The 20930-nt window shown below is 42.1% G+C and carries 18 protein-coding genes; 13 read left to right on the top strand and 5 right to left on the bottom strand.

The genetic code is table 11. The features are described 5' to 3' along the window. Window positions 1-20 precede the first annotated feature (20 nt). The 4 genes from AC1XUD_RS10420 to AC1XUD_RS10405 all read right to left on the bottom strand — a co-directional run bounded on the left by AC1XUD_RS10420 (window position 21) and on the right by AC1XUD_RS10405 (window position 7256). Window positions 21-641 carry a HupE/UreJ family protein gene (locus tag AC1XUD_RS10420; protein ID WP_483360923.1) on the bottom strand — a complete coding sequence of 207 codons (621 nt, stop codon included), beginning with the start codon at window positions 639-641 and terminating at the stop codon, window positions 21-23. A 379-nt stretch (window positions 642-1020) separates the two neighbouring features. Continuing rightward, window positions 1021-2694, bottom strand: coding sequence for an IPT/TIG domain-containing protein (locus AC1XUD_RS10415; protein ID WP_483360922.1), 1674 nt, complete (start codon window positions 2692-2694; stop codon window positions 1021-1023). 95 nt (window positions 2695-2789) lie between these two features. Further along, window positions 2790-5654: a TonB-dependent receptor gene (locus tag AC1XUD_RS10410; protein ID WP_483360921.1), complete on the bottom strand. Its 2865-nt coding sequence runs from the start codon at window positions 5652-5654 to the stop codon at window positions 2790-2792. Window positions 5655-5771: 117 nt separating this feature from the next. Then, window positions 5772-7256 carry a M14 family zinc carboxypeptidase gene (locus AC1XUD_RS10405; RefSeq protein ID WP_483360920.1) on the bottom strand — a complete coding sequence of 495 codons (1485 nt, stop codon included), beginning with the start codon at window positions 7254-7256 and terminating at the stop codon, window positions 5772-5774. Window positions 7257-7700: 444 nt separating this feature from the next. On the opposite strand from AC1XUD_RS10405, the gene hisH reads away from it, so the two are divergent. The 13 genes from hisH to AC1XUD_RS10340 all read left to right on the top strand — a co-directional run bounded on the left by hisH (window position 7701) and on the right by AC1XUD_RS10340 (window position 19589). Beyond that, a complete protein-coding gene (hisH, locus tag AC1XUD_RS10400; protein WP_483360919.1) occupies window positions 7701-8288 on the top strand; it encodes an imidazole glycerol phosphate synthase subunit HisH in 588 nt (195 codons plus the stop codon). 45 nt (window positions 8289-8333) lie between these two features. Beyond that, complete coding sequence (hisA, locus tag AC1XUD_RS10395; RefSeq protein WP_483360965.1) at window positions 8334-9056, top strand: 1-(5-phosphoribosyl)-5-[(5-phosphoribosylamino)methylideneamino]imidazole-4-carboxamide isomerase; 723 nt, start codon at window positions 8334-8336, stop codon at window positions 9054-9056. Window position 9057: 1 nt separating this feature from the next. Further along, entirely contained in the window at window positions 9058-9831 is a 774-nt protein-coding gene (gene hisF / locus AC1XUD_RS10390; protein ID WP_483360918.1) for an imidazole glycerol phosphate synthase subunit HisF, read from the top strand. 139 nt (window positions 9832-9970) lie between these two features. After that, window positions 9971-10600 (top strand): bifunctional phosphoribosyl-AMP cyclohydrolase/phosphoribosyl-ATP diphosphatase HisIE, encoded by a 630-nt coding sequence (hisIE, locus tag AC1XUD_RS10385; RefSeq protein WP_483360917.1) that lies wholly within the window; start codon window positions 9971-9973, stop codon window positions 10598-10600. Between the two features lie 12 nt (window positions 10601-10612). After that, window positions 10613-10948, top strand: a complete 336-nt coding sequence (locus tag AC1XUD_RS10380) for a phage holin family protein (RefSeq protein ID WP_483360916.1) — start codon at window positions 10613-10615, stop codon at window positions 10946-10948. 64 nt (window positions 10949-11012) lie between these two features. After that, on the top strand, window positions 11013-11363 hold the full coding sequence (locus tag AC1XUD_RS10375) for a phage holin family protein (RefSeq protein WP_483360915.1): 351 nt from the start codon (window positions 11013-11015) through the stop codon (window positions 11361-11363). A gap of 89 nt (window positions 11364-11452) precedes the next feature. Next, window positions 11453-11866: a hypothetical protein gene (locus AC1XUD_RS10370; RefSeq protein WP_483360914.1), complete on the top strand. Its 414-nt coding sequence runs from the start codon at window positions 11453-11455 to the stop codon at window positions 11864-11866. Continuing rightward, a complete protein-coding gene (locus tag AC1XUD_RS10365; protein WP_483360913.1) occupies window positions 11847-12620 on the top strand; it encodes a phosphoglycerol geranylgeranyltransferase in 774 nt (257 codons plus the stop codon). Before AC1XUD_RS10370 ends, AC1XUD_RS10365 begins: the two co-directional genes overlap by 20 nt. 152 nt (window positions 12621-12772) lie before the next feature. Then, window positions 12773-12955, top strand: coding sequence for a PG1828 family lipoprotein (locus tag AC1XUD_RS10360; protein ID WP_483360912.1), 183 nt, complete (start codon window positions 12773-12775; stop codon window positions 12953-12955). A gap of 215 nt (window positions 12956-13170) precedes the next feature. Beyond that, on the top strand, window positions 13171-13641 hold the full coding sequence (locus AC1XUD_RS10355; protein WP_483360911.1) for a hypothetical protein: 471 nt from the start codon (window positions 13171-13173) through the stop codon (window positions 13639-13641). Next, on the top strand, window positions 13619-16984 hold the full coding sequence (gene porU, locus AC1XUD_RS10350) for a type IX secretion system sortase PorU (protein ID WP_483360910.1): 3366 nt from the start codon (window positions 13619-13621) through the stop codon (window positions 16982-16984). The genes AC1XUD_RS10355 and porU overlap by 23 nt, the downstream gene beginning before the upstream one ends. 98 nt (window positions 16985-17082) lie before the next feature. Next, window positions 17083-18240 (top strand): type IX secretion system outer membrane channel protein PorV, encoded by a 1158-nt coding sequence (porV, locus tag AC1XUD_RS10345; protein WP_483360909.1) that lies wholly within the window; start codon window positions 17083-17085, stop codon window positions 18238-18240. Between the two features lie 68 nt (window positions 18241-18308). Beyond that, window positions 18309-19589: a M16 family metallopeptidase gene (locus tag AC1XUD_RS10340; RefSeq protein ID WP_483360908.1), complete on the top strand. Its 1281-nt coding sequence runs from the start codon at window positions 18309-18311 to the stop codon at window positions 19587-19589. Here the strand turns inward: AC1XUD_RS10340 and AC1XUD_RS10335 are convergent, their stop codons facing one another. Then, a complete protein-coding gene (locus AC1XUD_RS10335; protein WP_483360907.1) occupies window positions 19590-20912 on the bottom strand; it encodes a cryptochrome/photolyase family protein in 1323 nt (440 codons plus the stop codon). Window positions 20913-20930: the final 18 nt, after the last annotated feature.

Raw genomic sequence — 20930 nt, 5'->3', positions numbered from 1 at the left:
AGATTATGGTTAATTGTTGTTTAGTTCAAAGGCATTCCGGCCATTTCCCGGAAATAATCATTATTCAAAATCAGAGACAGCGCCATTCCGACGATGATACCGGATACGATCTGATTCCACGCAGTTTTTTGCACTCTTAATAATTCAACCAGTATAAATGCAACGGTTAATATCACAAACACGATCACCAGTTGTCCTACTTCGAGCCCGATATTAAAGCCCAACAACGGCTGAACGATATACGATTCTTTACCTAAAAGTGCCCTCAGGTAATTCGAGAAACCCATTCCATGTATAAGACCGAATATTACAGCCAATGGATATCTGTATGTAAAAGCGCCTGACCTTGAGGAGGTGCTTTTCGGCAGTTTATAAAAAAAATTGGCAAAGGCGGTGATCATAATCGTCACCGGAATCAAAAACTCTACTAGAGCTGGCTTCACCGAAATAATATTCAATGTCGACAACGCCAGTGTTACAGAGTGCCCGATCGTAAATGCTGTGACAAGGATAACTACCTTTCTCCAGTCGACAAGCGTATAAATTGTGCACAACGCCATGATAAACAATATGTGATCATAGCCATTGGAATCGGTAATGTGGTCAAACCCTAACTGGAGGTAAGCCTGAAATTCTGACATTAAATAATTCTATAGTACAAAGTTTTGCCGACAACCGACATATCCGAACAAAGTTAGGGATTTAACTATCTTTCTACATTTATACAGTAAAATATTTCGCTTTTTGACAACATCACCATATCAAAAAAGGATATTCAGAACTGCCTCAAGGCATCTGTTTCGCGCTTGATATTAGATTATTCCTTTCCGACATGGGCTAAGATAAAATTATAACTTGGCAGGCATCAAAAAAGGCCGAAGGTAAATACCTACGGCCTTTCAACATTCTGACACCAATTATTTTTTCTTTCGTTGAGTATATAGAGTTAACTTCTAGCTATCTCCATTGGACACTTAGTGTCTGTTACTCTGAATATATCTCTTATTATGAACCTAATAATTACTTATAGATCGTATTTTGTGGATCCCAGTTGGTCCATGTTTTAGTCCAGTCGTCAGTTCCGAATGCTCCTCTGAAAACTTCTTTTGTGAAGAAAGCATTGTCACCTTTTCCTGTCCAAACTGCTCCGGTCAATAATGGAGAGCCAGTTTGTGGAAGGAAATTTGGAGCCGTAAGGTTAAAGTTAGAGGCATTCAACAACAATGTTGAAAGGTCCTTAATTTCGTTTTTGCGATCTGCCATATTGAAATATGAAGTAACATCTGCATCTACGATTTCTCCTTTTGGTACCAAAGCAGTAATGTTGTTAGACAAAACGATACCTCTCAAATCAAGACCTCCGTTGGTCATATTATTAAGCGTACCCGTTTTTGTTCCGTCCAATCTCAAACCTTCAGGAGCACCCACCGTGATCGTGTTAAAGATACTGATGGAGGTATTTCTTCTCAAGTGACCACCTGATTGGAAACCGCCACTACCTTTAATTGTAGCTGTTGAAGGTGTTCCGGCAGTAACGAAATGACTCACGTTAGCGAATATTGGAGCAGTCAATGGCAAACCATCGTTTGGTCCGTTGGCTGGCTCTGCGTTAGCGAAGTTATCAGATTCAAAACCGTTTGATCCTGATTGATCCGCGATTTCAGGGTCTCTCAATGAAACTGCGTACTGAATTTTACCAGTGAAGCCCCAATCCGTATCGAAATCATCGTCCCAACCACGGAAAGCAACCAGATACTTGGCGTTTACATTTCCACCAAACCACTCATATGAATCGTCACCGCTAAATGAAACCTGGACGTGATCGATTGTTGTTCCTGAACCTACACCGTAAAGTGTAAGACCGTTGATTTCACTATTCGCAGCGTTTGTGAGCGCGATACCGCCAAATTCGATACGAACATATTGAAGTGTTCCTGAATTATCATCGGCAATATCAAATGTACCCAATGTACCTCTGATACCACCTTCCGGGCCTGTACTTCCTGGTCGGTTATGAGCCGCTTTTCCAATCAAAACAACACCACCCCAGTCACCGTAGAAACGGCTGCCTGGTTCCTTGCTTGAAGTAAAAACGATCGGTTCAGTAGCAGTACCGATTGCCATCAATTTTGCTCCTTGCTCTACGATCAGAGATCCGCCTTTACCACTTGCAGTTGGATCCGCTTCTTTTGTAGCACCCTTGATAATCGTTCCTTTTTCAATTGTCAAAGTCACACCTGATGTAACATATACAAATCCTTTAAGAAGATATATCTTGTCTTTGGTCCATGTTGTGTTGGCAGTGATATCGCCCTGAACGTCAACAGTTGCTTTGTCTGTTGCAGAAACTGTGAAAGGAGTGGTACTTGTAACTGTGCTTGAACCCACTGTGACAGATATAGTACCTGTCGTTGCACCTGTTGGCACTGTTGTTTCCAGGGTAGTGGTAGTTGCTGCAGTTACAGTAGCTTGTGTACCATTGAATTTTACGATATTGTTGGCAGGAGTCGTGTCAAATTTAGTACCTGTGATAACCACCTTCGTTCCTGCGACACCAGAAGACGGAGCCACGGAGCTTACTGTTAATACTACTGTTGGAGGCGTTGGCTCGTCATCATTTTTACAAGATGACATCACCGTTACAAACCCCAGCAATAGGAGCAATACATTCAGTTGGATTCTTAATTTAGCCATTTTGTTGGATTGTTTATTTGCAATTAATCTTGGTTAATTAATAATGTGTGTTCAATGCTATCAAGGCTCGGCGGCTGCAAAACCTAAATACTTTTCTATTTCCCGAAAGAATAAATTGCTGTCAATGTATAATAGCTACCTCTCTTGAACTTGCGAACAACTTGGTCTGCATCAGCGCTCGCCGAAGTCACGTCTTTACCAATCTTGCCATCCTGATTAAAATCCTGGGCAAATCTTGTAGCCTGGTTAAGTATATCCTGAATACCTAATTTCAATTCAAGACGCTTGCCCATTCTTTTTCCGATATTAAGATCTACCACGTTTCTCGGCATTTCGTATACCGATGGGTTTTGAGGACCTCCCACTGCGAAAATACGTTGACCAAATACGTTATAGAGAATATTCCAATTCCATCCAGACGACGGATCGTCGTAATAAACACCTGCATTTACCAAAAATGGTGACTGGTTTTGCATTGGGCGTTTTTTGTCGGCAATTCCGGTCAGGTCGTAGTCCTGAATAGCACCACTCAAGTCTGGACCTTTCACAGTCTGCCCAAGTTCCACGGTACTCTTAATGATTGATGCATTTCCAACCAATGTTAAATTCTGGAAGAAACGGCTTGTAGATTCTGTGAAGCCCTTTCTAAATTCGACTTCTACGCCATAGCTTTGAGCATGGTCCGCATTTATGAAAGTATATGCAAGTCCATTACCCGTTGGCAACAAGAATGTTTCGATTGGATTTTTAAAATACTTGTAAAATCCCGTTACAGAAAACAACTCGTTCGCTGATGGATAAAATTCCCATTTCGCATCGATATTCTGGATCTTCGCAGTTTTAAGGGCTGTGTTACCTCTGATATCCGCAAGTAAGTTGAAGTCAAAATATGAGAACGGTGCGATCTCTCTAAATTCGGCTCTGTTCAAGGTAGAAGAGAATGCCAATCTCAGATTTTGTCTGTCAGACAGTTTGTAGGTAAAGTTTAAAGAAGGAAGCGGTATAAATAATTTATAGTTAACCAGCGACTGTTTTTCATTGACAATATACGAGCTCAATTGCTGAACGTTATATTCTCCTCTGAAACCGACGGTTAAAACCGCTTTGCTGCCGAAGTTAACATCACCACTGGCATAGGCAGCATAATATCTGTTAATGCCCTGGTAAGAATCGAGATCTTTCGTTCCGTCTTTTATGGACAGTCCACCATTCTGGCCTGTTACATTGGCTGGATCAAAAACCTGACCTACGCCTTGCTGCAAAACCGTAGAAGCATTACCAATGTTGTTATATCCGTAAAAACGTGCAGAATAATTACGTACCTTCTGTTCCGTATATGCTCCGAATCTTACGCGGTTAGGTTCTCTGTCTGACGGGTTTCCAAATGTATGTTCACCATTAACCGACAACGTACCAAGGTTTTCGTCCAGTTTGGAGAAGAAGCGGCCAATATCCACCGGGTTCGGATCAACCGGAGTTACAGCCTGAAAAGGTGCTTCCTGTGCTCCGGGCTGACCTGTTACACGCTGATATCTGATTCTTTTCCAGTCTGGCTCCCAACGACCTGTGTAACCATATCCTGCAATCCAGTTAAGCTTCGTCAAATCACTCAATTTGTGATCCCCTGAAACCTGAGTTGTCAATATCGCTTTGTTTTCGAATCTTTCAGAATAATTAAGAACGTCATATCCGTCAACTACGCGTTGTCCATTTCTTACGACAGTTTCTGTATTTCCAGCAAGGTTGAACAGCGTTTTCGACTCAAGCGTAAAAGTTGGAGAGAAACGGAAAGTCCAGTTGTGAAGTAACCCTAATCTGCTTTGACGTGAATAATTTGAGTCTTTATATTTCTCAAAAACGTCGTTTGCTTTTAAACCGTTTTGGTATAGTGTCAAATCTATATCGGCAAACTGATTAGTAAGGGAGTAATTGATACTTGTAATATTACTAATGCCAACATTTCCTGTGTCAAATCTGCGGCCCATATTCAAACCGATGCGGATATCTGGATTTACACTCAGGTTTTTCAAGCCCCAGGTATTATCCATCAATCTGGCATAAGAGGCACGCTCTGGCGCTGGCATCGCGTTAAAATCAGCAGCGTGAGCTGGGAATGCGCTGGACAATTGCTGATCAGCCGACCACAATCCAAGGAAATTGGCCCCGGAACGCGTATGGGTCTGAACATTTTGGAAAGTTGTATTTCCTCTTACCCCAACTGTCGCTGATAAGTTAGTGAAGTTCTCATCCGGACGACGTTTAGTATATATCTTAATAATACCACCCGCGAAATCACCCGGAGATTCTGCCGAACCAGATTTGTAAACGATCATTCTGTCGATAATGCTGGCCGGTACCAGGTCAAATGAGAATGAACGTGTATCAACTTCACTTGAAGGAGTAATTACATCATTGATTAACACCGAGTTATACCGTGAACCTAAACCGCGAATCATCACGAAACGGTTGTCGACAATACTTACACCCGGCACACGGCGAATAGCTGCAGCTGCGTCACGATCTTGTGACTTTTGAATTTGCTGAGAAGATATCCCTACTGCGATGGGCTTGAGTTGCTTGATTTCGCTGATCACGGCAACATCGGTATTGGTTACCTTACTTGCGCGAACAACTACTTCATTAAGTGTGGCTCCCTCTTCGTCCATTTCGGTATCGATGACGGTGGTGTTGCCTGATTCAACTCTTACATTTGGAATCTCTTTGTTTTTGTACGAAACAAAGGATATGATTACTTTATATGTACCAGCTGGCACACTCGGTATTTCGAATTTTCCATCAACATCGGCTGCTACACCGATTTGTGTACCCTCAAGAAGAACTGTCGCTCCGATTAACGGATCTTTTGATTTTGCATCTTTAATTGATCCCCTGATTACTCCGGGGCCCGCTATGGCAGCGGTTGCAATGAAGAAACTTAGAACTAGTAATTTGATTTTCATACTTAGGTGTCAATTTTCGACACAAAAGTAGATCGGCAGTATTACCCCAATGTTAACACAGAGTTATGGATTGGTTAGCTATTGTTTTCTAAATTACTAAAGAACAAGCTCTTCTGGTTATTCTACAATTCCCTGCCCTTTCGCCGCGGAAAACTTATCCAAATCGTAGACAAATCCATTCACCACTGCGTATTTCACGACCGATCCCTTTTTCAAAATAAAGGTCGCGGTGTTCCCCAAACCTGGTGTTCCGCTTGGAGCCGGCTGTCCGTTTCTCAAAATATGGAGAGGCGAAGCCGTAAAATAAAGTCCGGTTGCTCGTGTATTGCTGTCTGGCGTCAGGCGAACGTAGGTATATCCCTCTTTAAGCAAGCTCAGTGCGTTCAGCTTGCTCACTTCTGACAGATTTTTATAAGTCGTCGGATATATCTTCCCTTTTTCAATAGTCAGGCCTGTCGCGTCAAGCTCCTGGCTCCCATATTGCGGATGGAGATCGCCAAAGTCTTCTATTTTAGAATAGTAAAAGAACTTGGTCGCATTTGAATAGTTGACCTCGTTTCTATTGATCCCCAAATCGGCAGTGAAACTCTTGCCTGATTGGCGAACTGTCGCGTTTCTGACCACAAGGTCATATACCCACTTTCCATTTTCAGGGATATCATAATATTTCTCACGATCTTCTTTCGCAAACGAACCGTCGGCGATCGTTCCAAGCGACGACAAAATGGCCATAAAATTGAGCTGACGGATATACTGCTTTTCAGGGTCACCCACATATCCTCCCGATTCGATCAGTACCAAAGTCGTTCCCCATTTCTGAACGTTATCCCCAAAGCCACGTGGTTCGTGATCATCTGCATATCTGGCCACCTGTCCCGGAATGTACTTCTGAAGTATCTTGTTCATTCCCGCAATCAGCTGCATCGACCTTTCGCGAACGGCATTTACAGAAAGCGCGTAGTCATATGAAGTTGCCAAAAAGGATATCGTTGCCACTTTCGGACTTCTGCCGGCCGAATATCTCGGGCTCTGATCATGAAGATTAAATCCATAATCCGGTTTCAGTTTGTCGACCAGACTTTTTAATATTTGCGCCTCCGGAGTTTGACGTGCTGCGGCATCGCGGTTCATATCAATCCCCTGTGCTGTCCGTCGCTGATATCTTTCTGCACCGTCCGGATTAAGCATTGGAACAAAATATAATGTGGTATTGGTCAGCAGTTTCTTTCTAAAATCGTCGAAACCATCATTTTTCCCTTCCAGAAAATTGAAGATATCGAACGTTGCCATCGTCGCCGTGGGCTCATCGCCATGCATTTGCGTCCATAGCAATACTTTTTTCGCACCGTTTCCAACCTTGATCATCTGAATCGTCCGTCCCTCAAAAGAGCTTCCCACCTTTTCGATCTGATAAGCCGGGTTGTTCAGTCTTTTTGCAATAAGTGGAAGGATATCCGCTTGTTTGAACCTGCGTTGTGTCAGGCTTGATTCGCGAAATTTTTTGTGAACTTCAAATAAACGATCAGGCATATTGGTAGTTTGGCCGATGGCCGCGCAAGATATCATAACAAAGAAAATAATCGACCCGGCTGTTTTTTTCATTTGTCGTTTCAGTATTTCGATGATAAAGTTTCCCTGCAAAAAGCGGCTCCATGTTTTTCATTAAAAACGCAAGTTACAAAGAGAATTGTTTTCATAAACACGAGTGCCAGTGCTGGTGATGACGTATAGCAACGGGACAAGCTGGACTTTCTTGCATTTCTCTAAGTAAATTCTAATATTTTATTTCCTCAAATTATTATTGCCTCTCCCAAATTTTGAGTACATTTGCACATGTTTAAAACTGAAACAATTCATCAATTTCATCAAAACCATTTGGTTTTCGGGCGTCTTGGATGATATGTTTTTGCAAGTAGTGTTGTAATAAGGTTGAATACATAGTATCCCAGAAGCCCGGTTCTCTAAGAATCGGGCTTTTTCTTTTTACTTTCGCCTCTCGTTTTATCGTGTTTGGCGTTTTTGGAGGATTTTACCCGTTTTTTCTGAATGAAAACCGTAATTATTAAATACAACGCAGGAAATGTCCAGTCGGTGATGTACGCCCTGGATCGGCTTGGCGCCTCTTATTTATACACCGACGACGAAAGTGAAATCCGGTCGGCAGATAAAGTAATCTTCCCGGGAGTTGGTGAAGCCAGTACTACGATGGCTTATCTGAAAGACAAAAAACTTGACTTACTCATCCCCTCGCTCACGCAACCTGTTTTTGGAACCTGCGTGGGTATGCAACTGATGTGCAGGTTTTCGGAAGAAAACAACACAACTTGTATGGGCATATTCAATGCAGATGTAAAACGCTTCCCTGCCACGCCGGGCATGAAGGTACCTCACATGGGCTGGAACAATATTACGGATTACAAAACAGCGCTTACAGAAAACCTTGCAGACAACTCTTATGTCTATTTTGTTCACAGCTACGCCGTACCGGTTTGCGAATACACCGTGGCCACTTGTGACTATATTCAGCCATTTAGTGCGATGCTGAAAAAGGATAACTTCTATGCGGCTCAGTTTCACTGCGAAATTAGCGGCGACACGGGCCAACAAATTTTGGGCAACTTTCTTGCACTTTAAACCAACCATTGAACTACATATTTAATCATATACCCCGTAATGAAAATTGAAATTATTCCGGCCATCGACATGATTGACGGAAAGTGTGTCAGACTCACACAGGGAGATTACAGTAAAAAAACGATATATAACGAGAACCCGCTGGAAGTAGCGCTGGAGTTTGAAGATGCCGGATTGACAAGGCTTCATTTGGTAGATTTGGACGGCGCGAAAGCCAAGAAGGTAGTCAACTGGAAAGTGCTTGAAAAAATTACTTCCAAAACTTCGTTGCACGTGGATTTTGGAGGTGGCGTACAGTCGGATGAGGATATTCGAATCGTTTTTGAAAACGGTGCAAAGCAGGTTACTGGTGGAAGTGTTGCTGTAAAACAGCCCGATCTTTTTGAGCATTGGTTGTCATATTACGGCGGCGATAAGATCATTTTGGGTGCTGATGCAAACAAAGAAAAAGTGGCTGTGAGCGGCTGGGAAGAAGGTACTGATCTTTGGGTTTATGACTTTATTGAAAAATATGTAGAAAAAGGAGCCAAATATACCATCAGCACCGACGTGGCGAAGGACGGACTGCTGCAAGGCCCTTCTTTTGATCTTTACAAAAACATTCAGGACAAAACGCCTGGTATTCATATCATTGCCAGTGGTGGAATTAGCGGATTGGCTGACGTGGAGAAGCTTGCAGAAATGAACATATATGGTGTGATTATCGGCAAGGCTATTTATGAAAACAGAATAAAACTTTCAGATTTACAGCGCTTTATCATATCATAATATGCTTACTAAACGCATTATACCTTGTCTGGATGTAAAAGATGGCCGGACTGTAAAGGGTATCAATTTCGTAAATCTTCGTGATGCTGGCGATGCTGTTGAGCTGGGTGCCCTATATGCAGCGCATGGCGCCGACGAGTTGGTATATCTGGATATTACCGCCACCGTCGAAGGGCGTTCCACTTTTATTGAACTGGTTCGGAAAGTCGCGCAGACGATTAATATACCGTTTACAGTTGGGGGCGGGATATCTTCAATTGAGGACGTGTCCGCATTGCTTCATGCAGGTGCGGACAAGGTTTCGATTAACTCCTCAGCGGTTCGCAATCCTGATCTGGTCAATGAGCTTTCCCATGAGTTTGGAAGTCAGTGTATTGTTGTGGCAATTGATACCCGCTATATCGAGACTGAGGAAGGATGGCAGCATATCGTGCATACCCATGGTGGCAGAAAACCAACGGGTTTGAAGAGCATTCCCTGGGCTAAAGAAGTTGAAGAGCGCGGTGCCGGAGAATTGTTACTCACATCGATGGATACAGATGGTACCAAAAACGGTTTCGCGCTGGAACTGACTTCGACGATTTCGGGAAATGCAAATATTCCGGTAATTGCTTCGGGTGGAGCTGGAAATATGGACCATTTCTATGATGTTTTCACGACTGGAAAAGCAGACGCCGGGCTTGCTGCCAGCATTTTCCATTTTCGCGAAATCGATATTCCGGATCTCAAGGATTACCTGAATAATAAAAATATTCCCATGCGAATGACAAGGTAATTCGATTCAAATACCGCATCGTTCGGGCTATATTATAAATTTGTTTTAACTTAACGATCTGATTTTCGGGCATATTGAATTTAAGTTACTCAAATTCAACTTTATACAGAATGTCAGATTACATATATTAATCAATTTAATGAGCAATTCCCTTTCCAATATAGATTTTTCAAAATCACCCGACGGGCTAGTTCCGGTTATCGTTCAGGACAATACTTCAGATAAAGTTTTGATGCTGGGATACATGAATGCAGAGGCACTGCAAAAAACCAAGGAATTAGGTAAAGTAACTTTTTATAGCCGCAGCAAACAACGTCTTTGGACCAAAGGAGAAACCTCCGATAACTTTCTCGCGGTGAGAGAAATCCTGGTTGACTGCGATGGAGACACTATTTTGATCAAAGCAGATCCGGCTGGCCCTACTTGTCACACGGGTGACGATACCTGTTTTGGTGAAACAATTGATGCTGTTTCTCAAAAAGGAGAAGCTGCTTTTCTGAATTATCTTCAAAAGAAAGTGATCAGAGACAGGAAGTTAAATCCGAGTGATAGTTCATATACCAGCAGCCTTTTTGCAAAAGGAATTAACAAAATTGCTCAGAAAGTTGGGGAAGAAGCAGTTGAAGTTGTGATTGAAGCAAAAGACAATGACGACAACCTCTTTAAGAACGAAGTATCAGATTTGCTTTTTCATTTACTGGTGCTTTTGGAGCAAAAAAACATTGACTTAGACGACATTATTGGCGTACTTCGTGGCAGACACTTATAAACAAAACACTAAATGGGCCTCATAATACGACTCTTAATAAGCACATTAGCCATTCTGGTTGCCGCACACATCATTCCGGGAGTATCGGTCGACAGTACAATGACAGCAGTCATTGTTGCAGTTGTGCTGGGTATTTTAAACACCTTTCTAAAGCCGATTCTTCAGATTCTTGCGCTGCCTATTACGATTCTAACTTTAGGGCTCTTCTATTTTGTTATTAATGTTCTGATTATTTACCTCACCTCTTATTTGGTAGATGGTTTCCATGTCAGTGGTTTTATTGCTGCCCTGCTATTCAGTTTCGTCATTTCTATCATATCTGCGATCCTTGGTATGTTTCTTGACTAGTACTAGAGGAGGTCGTTCCGCATAAGACCGTCTGTAAGCTTATATCAAAGAAAACCACACACAGATGATTAACCAACTTGACGAAATAAAAGATACGCTTTTAAAATACTTTGAAACGCGTATTGATATCGTAAAAATTGAGACCAGGAGCAAAATTGAGGGCGTACTGGTCGGAGCGGTATATCTTGTGATAGTGCTTTGCATTTTTACGGTTATAGCTACAATCATTTCCGTTATGCTGGCGATTTATCTCAACGAAAGGCTCGAAAGCGAGTATCTTGGGTATGTCATTGTGCTGGGATTACTTATATTAAAACTGGCAATCTGGATCATTTTCCGGGAAAAGTTGTCTCTGGTAATCCGCCGGGTACTTGTTAAATTTGTACATGTCAAGGAAGAAATAACTGAACCGTAAATTCGTTTCGGATAAAAGTTTTACACCTGAATCACTAATTTTGGTTTCATTATTGATAATTTCCCTTTTCACCATTAAAAGGAATTAAAATGAGCTCGTCGAACTATTTCAAATCCAAAATATCCGTCCAGCCTTTCTCTTCTGATTCAGTAGAGGAAAAACAGGAACTTATGGAGGAAGCCGAGCACTATAAGGAAAAGCTTGAGAAACAGTGGAACGGAATCAAAAGCGAAGCCGGTCAATATGGCAAGCAAGCCTTGATTATAGGCGGAGTGGTGACGACATCCTATTTGTTGATGCGTGCAGTACTTCCAAAGAACAAAAAGGAGAAAAGTCTAAAAGAAGACGAGAAAGTTAAAATAGTTGCCCCTAAAAAAAGTAGCTATCCTGTAAAAGGAGCTATTCAGAGTTTGGTATGGACGTTGGCGGTAGGCTGGGCGCAACAGAAGCTAAAGAAATATATTGCAGATGACGGAGAACCGGATGAAAACAGCAAATACTAAAATTGCGGAGCTTCTGCTCGCCAGAAGAACAGAAAAAAGAAAATCTTTTGCAGTACTGTTGGATCCTGATAAAATTGATATCAGGACCTTCCCTGAATTTTTGGATTTTGCAAAACATCAAAACGTAGACTTCTTTTTTGTCGGAGGCAGCCTCATTACCAATTATGCAATCGGGCAACTGATCGCAGCAATTCACGAACATACTAATATCCCCGCCATCCTTTTTCCGGGCAATGGCTTACATATCGATGCTTCTGCTGATGCTATCCTGTTTTTGTCACTGATATCCGGCAGAAACCCGGATCTCCTTATTGGTCAGCAGGTTATAGCAGCTCCGTTATTGCGAAGCAGTAAGATCGAAATACTTCCAACAGGATATATGCTTATTGAAAGTGGTAAAACAACTACCGTTTCCTATATCAGCAATACGATTCCGATTCCGAGAGATAAGCCAGGTATAGCCGCCTGCACTGCAATGGCTGGTGAAATGTTGGGGCTAAAAAATATCTTTCTCGATGCGGGCAGTGGCGCACTATATCCAGTACCGGCTGATACAATCGAAGCTGTGCGACATTCTGTTGATGTACCCATCATTGTGGGCGGTGGAATTAATTCCTATGAAAAAGCATATTCCGCTCTGGATGCTGGAGCAGATGTAATTGTGGTTGGTAATGGAATTGAAGAAAATCCGGAGATTTTGCCAGAGATATCAGCTTGTGTTAAAGCATTTAATAAAAGCGAGGAGGCTGTTTAATAGCGAAAATTGTATACATAATTGGATTATACCAAGTCAATGAGATATTTTCTAAGGAATTTTTAAGTTCTTAGAAAAATACAATCCAAAAAATTGGGATAATTGAATCTTATGGTATTACCTTTGCATCGAACCTTAATTACACCCAAGAAATGAAAAAATTCTTTGCATTTGCGTTTGTTGCCGGAATGGTAGCTTTCGCTGCTTGTACTAGCAAACCAGCTGAAGAATCGGCTGACACTACTGCTGTAACTGTAGAAACTCCAGTTGATACTATCGCTGTTGATACTACTGCTGCTGTTGATACTGCTGCTGCTGATACAACAAAAAAATAATTCGCGACAAACGTCGAAATTATTGAAAAGCTCTATTTTTATAGAGCTTTTCTTTTTTTATGCCCATGATGCGACAAAAGATAAATTTTGAGCAATATGTACCGGCTGCCGCTGTGACTTACTGTCAACATTTATATAACGATAATTTATTTCAGTTTGTCATCACCCGACCGCGCAGGACACGGCTTGGAGATTTTACGGTAAAACCCGGCTTCATGCCAAGAGTTACTGTCAATATCAATCTCAATCCATACAACTTCCTCATTACATATCTTCACGAAGTTGCACATTATCAGGTCCATAAAAAATACACGAAGACTGGAAGGAAACGAGTTCAACCACACGGAACAGAGTGGAAGAATGAATTCAGGATACTCTTAATTCCTGTTTTGACTCCTGCTTTTTTTCCGGAAGATATCCTTGGACCATTAAGAAAGTACTCGATCAATCCTAAAGCATCAACTGGCGCTGATATTGCGTTATATAGTGCAATTAAAAGATTTGATAATATTGGTGACAGAACAAATAAAACAGAGTTGATTCAACTCATCGAAGGCGCAGATTTCGTTTTTCAAAATAGGAGATTCGTAAGAGGAGCCGTAAGAAGAACCCGGGTTCTTTGCGTTGATAAAGTCTCCATGAGAAAATACACTATACCTGCCCATGCGCTGGTCGAAGCATGTTAATTATTTCCTGCTAGTCATATACTGCATAATCGCAGTTTCTTTTTCATACCCTGTTAAAGCTCAGGATCATTCCGTCCTCTCGTCTGGTGTATGGTATAAATTCGGCGTCACTGAATCCGGTGTTTATAAAATCGATTTTTCACTTTTGAGAAAGCTTGGGGTCAAAGATTTTGAAGCTAACCCAAAAGCAATCAGGATTTTTGGGAATGGTGGCGGGATGCTTCCTCAAAGCAACCAAACTGAACGGCCGAAAGATCTGCTTGAAAATGCAATCTGGATTGACGGAGAATCGGACGGTAAATTTGATCAAAAAGACGCCATATATTTCTTCGCCGAGGGGCCTAATTTGATTAAAGCAGACCCTAAAACCAAAACATTACACCACGAAACAAACCTTTATTCTGATACCACTTTCTACTTTCTGACTATCGGCTCGACGCCTGGAAAACGATTGGCCGTCGTCTCACAGGAACCAGGCACATCAGCCAATATCATCGAATCCTTTGATGATTATTGGTACCATGAAAAAGACAGTTATAATATTCTCCGGTCGGGGCGGCAATGGTGGGGAGAATACCTGGGCACATCAGTTTTAACCTTTCCGACTACCATCACTAATATTGTCCCATCATCGAAGATATTGCTGACTGGCTCAGGAATTGCTTCGTCGCCAACCAAATCATGGTTCAGCTGGCTCATTAATGGAAAGACCGTGGGCACAGACACCGTAGGTACGGTGACATCGGGGACATATGCGTTAAGAGCACTACAGTCAGAAGAAACCTTTTCAAGTGACTGGGATCAATCCACAACCCCTCCTACGGTTGGTTTGGTATATAACAGAAATGGGCAAAACTCTGCACTCGCTTATCTGAATTTCATTGGAATTCAGTCGAAGCGGCAATTGCAACCATATGATAATCAACAGCTTTACTATTTTTTCTCAAACTCATCGGCCACCACCACTTATCGGTTTCAAAATCTGAAACCCGATTGGCAACTTTGGGATGTCACCAATCCAACCAATGCAGGTCTTCTGATGAAAACAAGCTCCGGACAAGTTGACCTAAACCTGGCCACACCCAATTCATCCAGTAGATTTATTGGCTTTACTACCGCGCAGGCAAAGTCACCAGCATCTTCAATCATCATTGCCAATCAGGATATCAACCTTAATCCAGAAATTGACCTGCTGATTGTAACAGCACCAGCATATAAGGCACAAGCCAATCGACTTGCAGATTTTCGGAGGACGAATGATCATTTGAAGGTAAAGGTGGTGACGACCTATGATATCTATAATCAATATGCCTCGGGCAGAGCCGATATCACGGCCATCCGCGACTTCACCAGGTATATTTATGAAAAATCGGCAAAGCAACTAAAATATCTTTTGCTCTTCGGAGATGCTACCTATGATTACAAAAACATATATCTGAACCAAACGTCTGCGCAACGTTCGAGTTGGGTGCCAGTATATGAAAGCCGCGAATCATTGCATCCGGTATATACCTATTCTTCAGACGATTACTTCGGGTTCCTGGAAAATCAAGACGGAGAGTGGATCGAGACAACAGCCGGTGACCAAAAACTTTCTATTGGAATTGGCAGACTGCCCATTAAATCAGCGTCCGAAGCAAAGGGAGTAGTGGACAAGCTCATTCACTACGCCTCTTCTACCGGTGAATGGAAAAATGATATTCGTTTTGTTGCCGACGACGGCGATGGAAATGTTCATCAAATGCATGCCGACAGTCTCGCGAGGATGATCGGAAAAGATTTCTTTCCAACCCGGATCTTTATAGACGAATATCCTCAGACAGAAACGAATTTGGGTCAAAAGGCGCCCGATGTTAATAACTTGATCCTAAAAGCCATTAACGAAGGTTCACTCATCATTAACTACACCGGCCACGGCGGAACAACGGGTTGGAGCCAGGAGCAAATCCTCACGCTTTCGGATATGGTGAATGCCCGGGGATATGATAACCTGCCCGTTTTGGTTACAGCCACATGCGATTTTGGGCGGTATGATGACATGAGTCTGGTTGCTGGAGGGGAATTAATGGTACTAAGCCCACGAGGTGGCGCAGTGGCCTCCTTCAGCACTACGCGCCCGGTCTATTCAAGTACAAATTTCACTCTGAATAAAGCTTTTTACGAATCCATTAAAAATAATACTGGAAATCAACGACTTGGAGATATTATTAAAGTGACCAAAAACAATTCTCTCGTCGGAAGCCTTAACAGAAATTTCACTTTAATAGGAGATCCGACTTTGCTTTTAGTATCGAAACAACGATATATCGACTGGGCAGAAAAGCCTGATACACTTTCGGCGTTGGGCAAACTCAATCTAAAAGGGAAAATATTCAATGCTTCAGATTCTTCGCAAAAAAAGGATTTTAACGGAATTGCCTATATCACCATTTACGACCAAGCAACCAAATTTCAGACACTGGGTGACGAGGATGACCCCGAAACCTATTCAGAATTTCGAAACAAATTATTTGAAGGCACGGTCAGCGTAGTGAAAGGCGATTTTGCCTGTCAATTTGTTGTACCAAAAGAAGTTGACAAAACCTTTGGTGTCGGAAGAGCCAACATTTATGCATATGATTCCACCTCAGGAAATTCGGTTTCCCAACAATTGGATATCATCGTTGGCGGTGAGCAGGAATCTGGTTTCGATACTACTCCATCAGCCATTGAGGCATATATGAATGATTCTCTTTTTCGTGATGGCGATATGATTCTGCCCGCTTCCACGCTTATCTTACGGCTGACGGATGAAAGCGGGATTAATCTCTCGTCGGAAAAAGGATATGGAATAACTGCGATGTTAAATGACACGCTTGAAATTGATCTGACGGATTACTATTACGCGGATCTCAACGATTTTACAAAAGGAACCGTTTATTATCCATTCGATAATCTTCCGGTTGGCAAATATTCGATCACTATAAAAGTATGGGACAATTATAATAACTCCTCAAAACTGACGTTTGGATTTCAGGTAGATACCAATCCCGGAATTCAGATAGAATCCTTTGCCTTATATCCTAATCCTTTTAAAAACGACTATTCGTTCACGTTAACTCATAGTCGGAGTAATGAAGATGTAGAAATAACGTTTAAAATACTTTTGCTAACAGGACAAATTTTAGGATCAGAGCACTGGATATACTATAATAGTAACAATAAGATCGAAGAAACGATCACCTCCAACCCTTTAACAAAGAATCTGAATTACCTTACAAATTATCTTTACATTCTGGAAATCAGATCATTAAGAGATAGTTCTACAACAAGGAAGACGGGTAGGCTTTTCAGAATTCCATAATAACTGACATTTTTATATATAATAAATTTCTTTCATCGTATTTTTAACCTTTTAAAAAAGAAGCTGACTAACGCACTTCCTTTAGCAAATCAAATTATATGAAACTTTTTTTTGTACGATTATCTTCTCTTTTAGTCTTAACAACGGGCGGAGCCATATACTCTGCGAAGGCCCAGGACACGCTTAGAATACCACAGACACCGTTGCAATTTTTGACTTTTGCACCGGACGCAAGAAGAGCAGCGATGGGAGAAGCAGGTGTTGCTTCAAGCCCGGATGCCAATTCTACATTTTGGAATGCAGCGCAACTACCATATAACACGAAAGATTTTGGAGTTTCAGCCTCATATACCCCATGGCTTAGAAATTTGACCGACGATATGTGGATGGGATATATTTCTGCTTACAAAAAATTTGACAAACAAGCGGTTGCATTCTCTGTTAACTATATGAACAATGGAGAGATAGATTTGCGCGATGGAGTAGGTACTCAAATGGGTTATTTTACTTCGAAAGAATTTGCAATTAACGGTACTTATGCCCGTCAATTGAGCAAAAACTTTTCGATGGGGTTAACTTTGAAATGGATTAACTCTAACCTGGCAGGAAATGCTTTGGTAGCAGGTTCATCTATCAAGCCTGCCAGAACTTTTGCAGGTGATATAAGTGCATTTTACACGAAGGAATACAAAAATCTTGACACAGGTGGAGGGCTAACATGGTCTTTGGCAGCTGTTATTTCCAACCTGGGTGGAAAAGTAAACTATACAGGAAACGACGCGGACGCTCAGTTTTTACCTACCAATCTTCGCTTGGGTGGTGGACTATCCTTCAGTGCCGATGGACGTAACAAATTCAATTTTGTTTTGGATGCCTATAAATTAATGGCTCCGACTCCGGACGGAACTGATTTGAGCAGCAAAGGATCATTAGCCGCTGCATTCGGTTCATTTACCGATGCACCGGATGGATTGAAAGAAGAAATGCAGGAAGTTGCTTTGGGCGTGGGTGGAGAATATTGGTACAATAACATCTTTGCAATTCGTGCCGGATATCATGGCGAAAATAAAATGAAAGCTGGTAACAAGTACTTCACCGCTGGAGCCGGATTGCGTATCCAGGATCGTTATGCAATAGATTTTGCTTATATGTTCCCAACTGTCGGCAACAGCCCGCTTTCGCAGACATTACGTATCTCGGTAGCGCTTTATCTGAATAAAGCGGAAAAACTGGATGTTTCGGACGAGAACAACTAGAAGATTCCCGAACTTTTTTAATTTAAGCGAATGATTGAGATAATCATTCGCTTTTTTACTTTTAAAATATGACCCTAGATCGTACCATAGCACCGGACTATCAGATTATTAAATCCATAGACCTGCCCAACGCAACAACTTACACGCTGGCAAACGGGAATCCATTACATGTCATCAATATTGGTGACCAGCCAGTTCTGAGACTGGAAGTCATTTTTGATGCAGGAAACTGGTTTGAGAAGTACCCCTTCTCCTCTCATTTTGCCATTAAAATGCTTACCGAGGGCACTGCCTCTAAAACCTCTGCCCAGATAAGCGAAGCGTTCGAGAAAATTGGCGCTTTTTCGGAAATGAACCACACGGCCGACCGCATTGGCGTTGTGATCTATTGTCTTTCCCGTTTTCTACCGGAAGTATTGGAAATTGTTTCAGATTTGATCAATGAGGCTATATTTCCGGAAAAGGAGTTGGACGAACTGAAAAATATCATGCTCCAAAACCTGAAAGTCAACAGGGAAAAAACGGCATATCTTGCCACTACCGAATTCAGGGTTGCGCTTTTCGGGAAGGAACATCCATATGGACAATTTCAAAACGAAAAAGAGATCACCGACCTGACCCGGGATCAGATTGTTGACCATTACGCCTCCAATATCAAAACCGGGAAATTCACTGCGATCCTGGCCGGTCAGATCTCTGATACAGAAATCGATTTTGCCAAAAAGTATCTGGGTGGTATTCAGTCTTCTGATTCAGATGTGGCAAGCAAGCATATAGTCCCTGACGACTACGCTGGTAAGGCAATATTGGTAGAAAAGGCTGACAGTGTTCAGTCATCGATCCGTATCGGTCGCCGTTTGTTTACTCGTAATCATCCGGATTATTTTCCGATGCTGGTTGCCAATGAAATATTCGGAGGCTACTTTGGGTCAAGGTTGATGAAAAATATCAGAGAAGAAAAAGGGCTGACTTATGGCATTTCTTCGCATATGGTATCTCTTTCAAAAGATGGGTATCTGATGATTGGTACCGATGTAAAAAAGGAATTTACCCAGCAAACCATCGACGAGATTCATAAAGAAATGTTCCGTTTGCAAACGGAACTGGTTGGAGAAGATGAGTTGCAAACCGTCAAGAACTTTATGTCGGGAGAGCTTGCCGGCTCGCTCAATACTGCGTTCGATGTGGCTGACAGGCAGAAAATTATTTTACTCGACAAACTTTCACCCGATTTCTTTAATCAGTATATCCACGAAATACACGCCACAACCAGTGAGGCAATTATGGAAATGGCAGGCAAGTACCTTCGACCAGAATCGATGGTGGAAGTAGTGATCGGAGGAAAATAATTACCCGCCTTTCAGGGCTTCCTTATATACACGCAGACATCTCTCCCTTGCAAATGCATGATCCACAATGGGTTCCGGATAGTTCAAGCTATTGAATTCCGGAACCCATTTTCTTATATACTCGCCCTTAGAATCGAATTTAGTTGCCTGTGTCATCGGATTAAAAATCCGGAAATATGGAGCTGCATCGGTTCCTGAGCCTGCCGCCCATTGCCAGCCTCCGTTGTTGGCTGCCAAATCAAAGTCGAGTAACTTTTCAGCAAAGTAAGCCTCGCCCCAACGCCAGTCAATCAACAAATGTTTTGATAAAAAACTTGCGGTCACCATCCTGACGCGATTGTGCATATACCCGGATTCATTCAGCTCCCGCATCCCTGCATCCACAAGCGGATATCCCGTTTTGCCTTCACACCAGAGTTTAAACTCCTGCTCATTATTCCGCCACTTTATTTGGTCATATTCGGGTCGAAAAGATTTACCTTCCCCGATATGAGGAAAATTAGCTAAAATCTGCTGGTAAAAGTCGCGCCATATCAGCTCATTGAGCCACACACCACTCGATTTAAATGCCTTACGTACCATATGCCTGATACTGACCGTACCAAATCGAAGGTGGATACCCAGCCTCGAAGTGCCATCGATTGCCGGATAATTCCGCTCTTCTTTATAGTTTTCCAAAATAGCGGTATCCACCTCACGCGACGGGAATTTGCCTTGTGCAGGACTGAAGCCCATCTCCTGTAAAGAGATTTCATGAGTAGCTTTAAATTTAAAAAATTGCGAAAAGTACTTTTCCGTAGGATATGATGACATATAAAACGCCGTACATTTTTCCCTCCATGACCGACTGTAAGGCGTAAAAACTGTGTATGGGTTATTCTGTCCTGTCAATATCTCTCTTTTCGCGAAGATAACATGATCCTTATATGCTTTGAATTCGATATCATTTCTCGTCAGCAGTCGCCCGATATTGTTGTCCCTTTCGATCGCATATGGTTCGTAGTCTTCGTTGGTATAAACCACTTTTACATCGTACTCCGACAGCAATTTGTCCCAAACATCCTGCGGACTTCCATATCTGACTTCCATATCCGAACCTAAAGTCTGCAGCTCGTTTTTCAGCCTTAATATTTCTTCGTAAATAAAAGTGACCCTCGAATCCTCTCGATTTTGTAATATGTCGAGAATATTCGAGTCGAAAATAAAAACGGGCAGCACTTTATAGCCTGATCGAAGAGCGCGATATAGCCCCGCATTGTCATGCAGACGAAGATCTCTTCTAAACCAAAAAACTGCAACACCTTGACCTCCGACTTCCTTCATAAAACCCGATTATTAAAC

The organism is Dyadobacter sp. HNCC25DJ184 (assembly GCF_056895215.1).
Note: the sequence above shows the minus strand (reverse complement) of the source record. Positions and strands in the feature narration are given on the sequence as shown.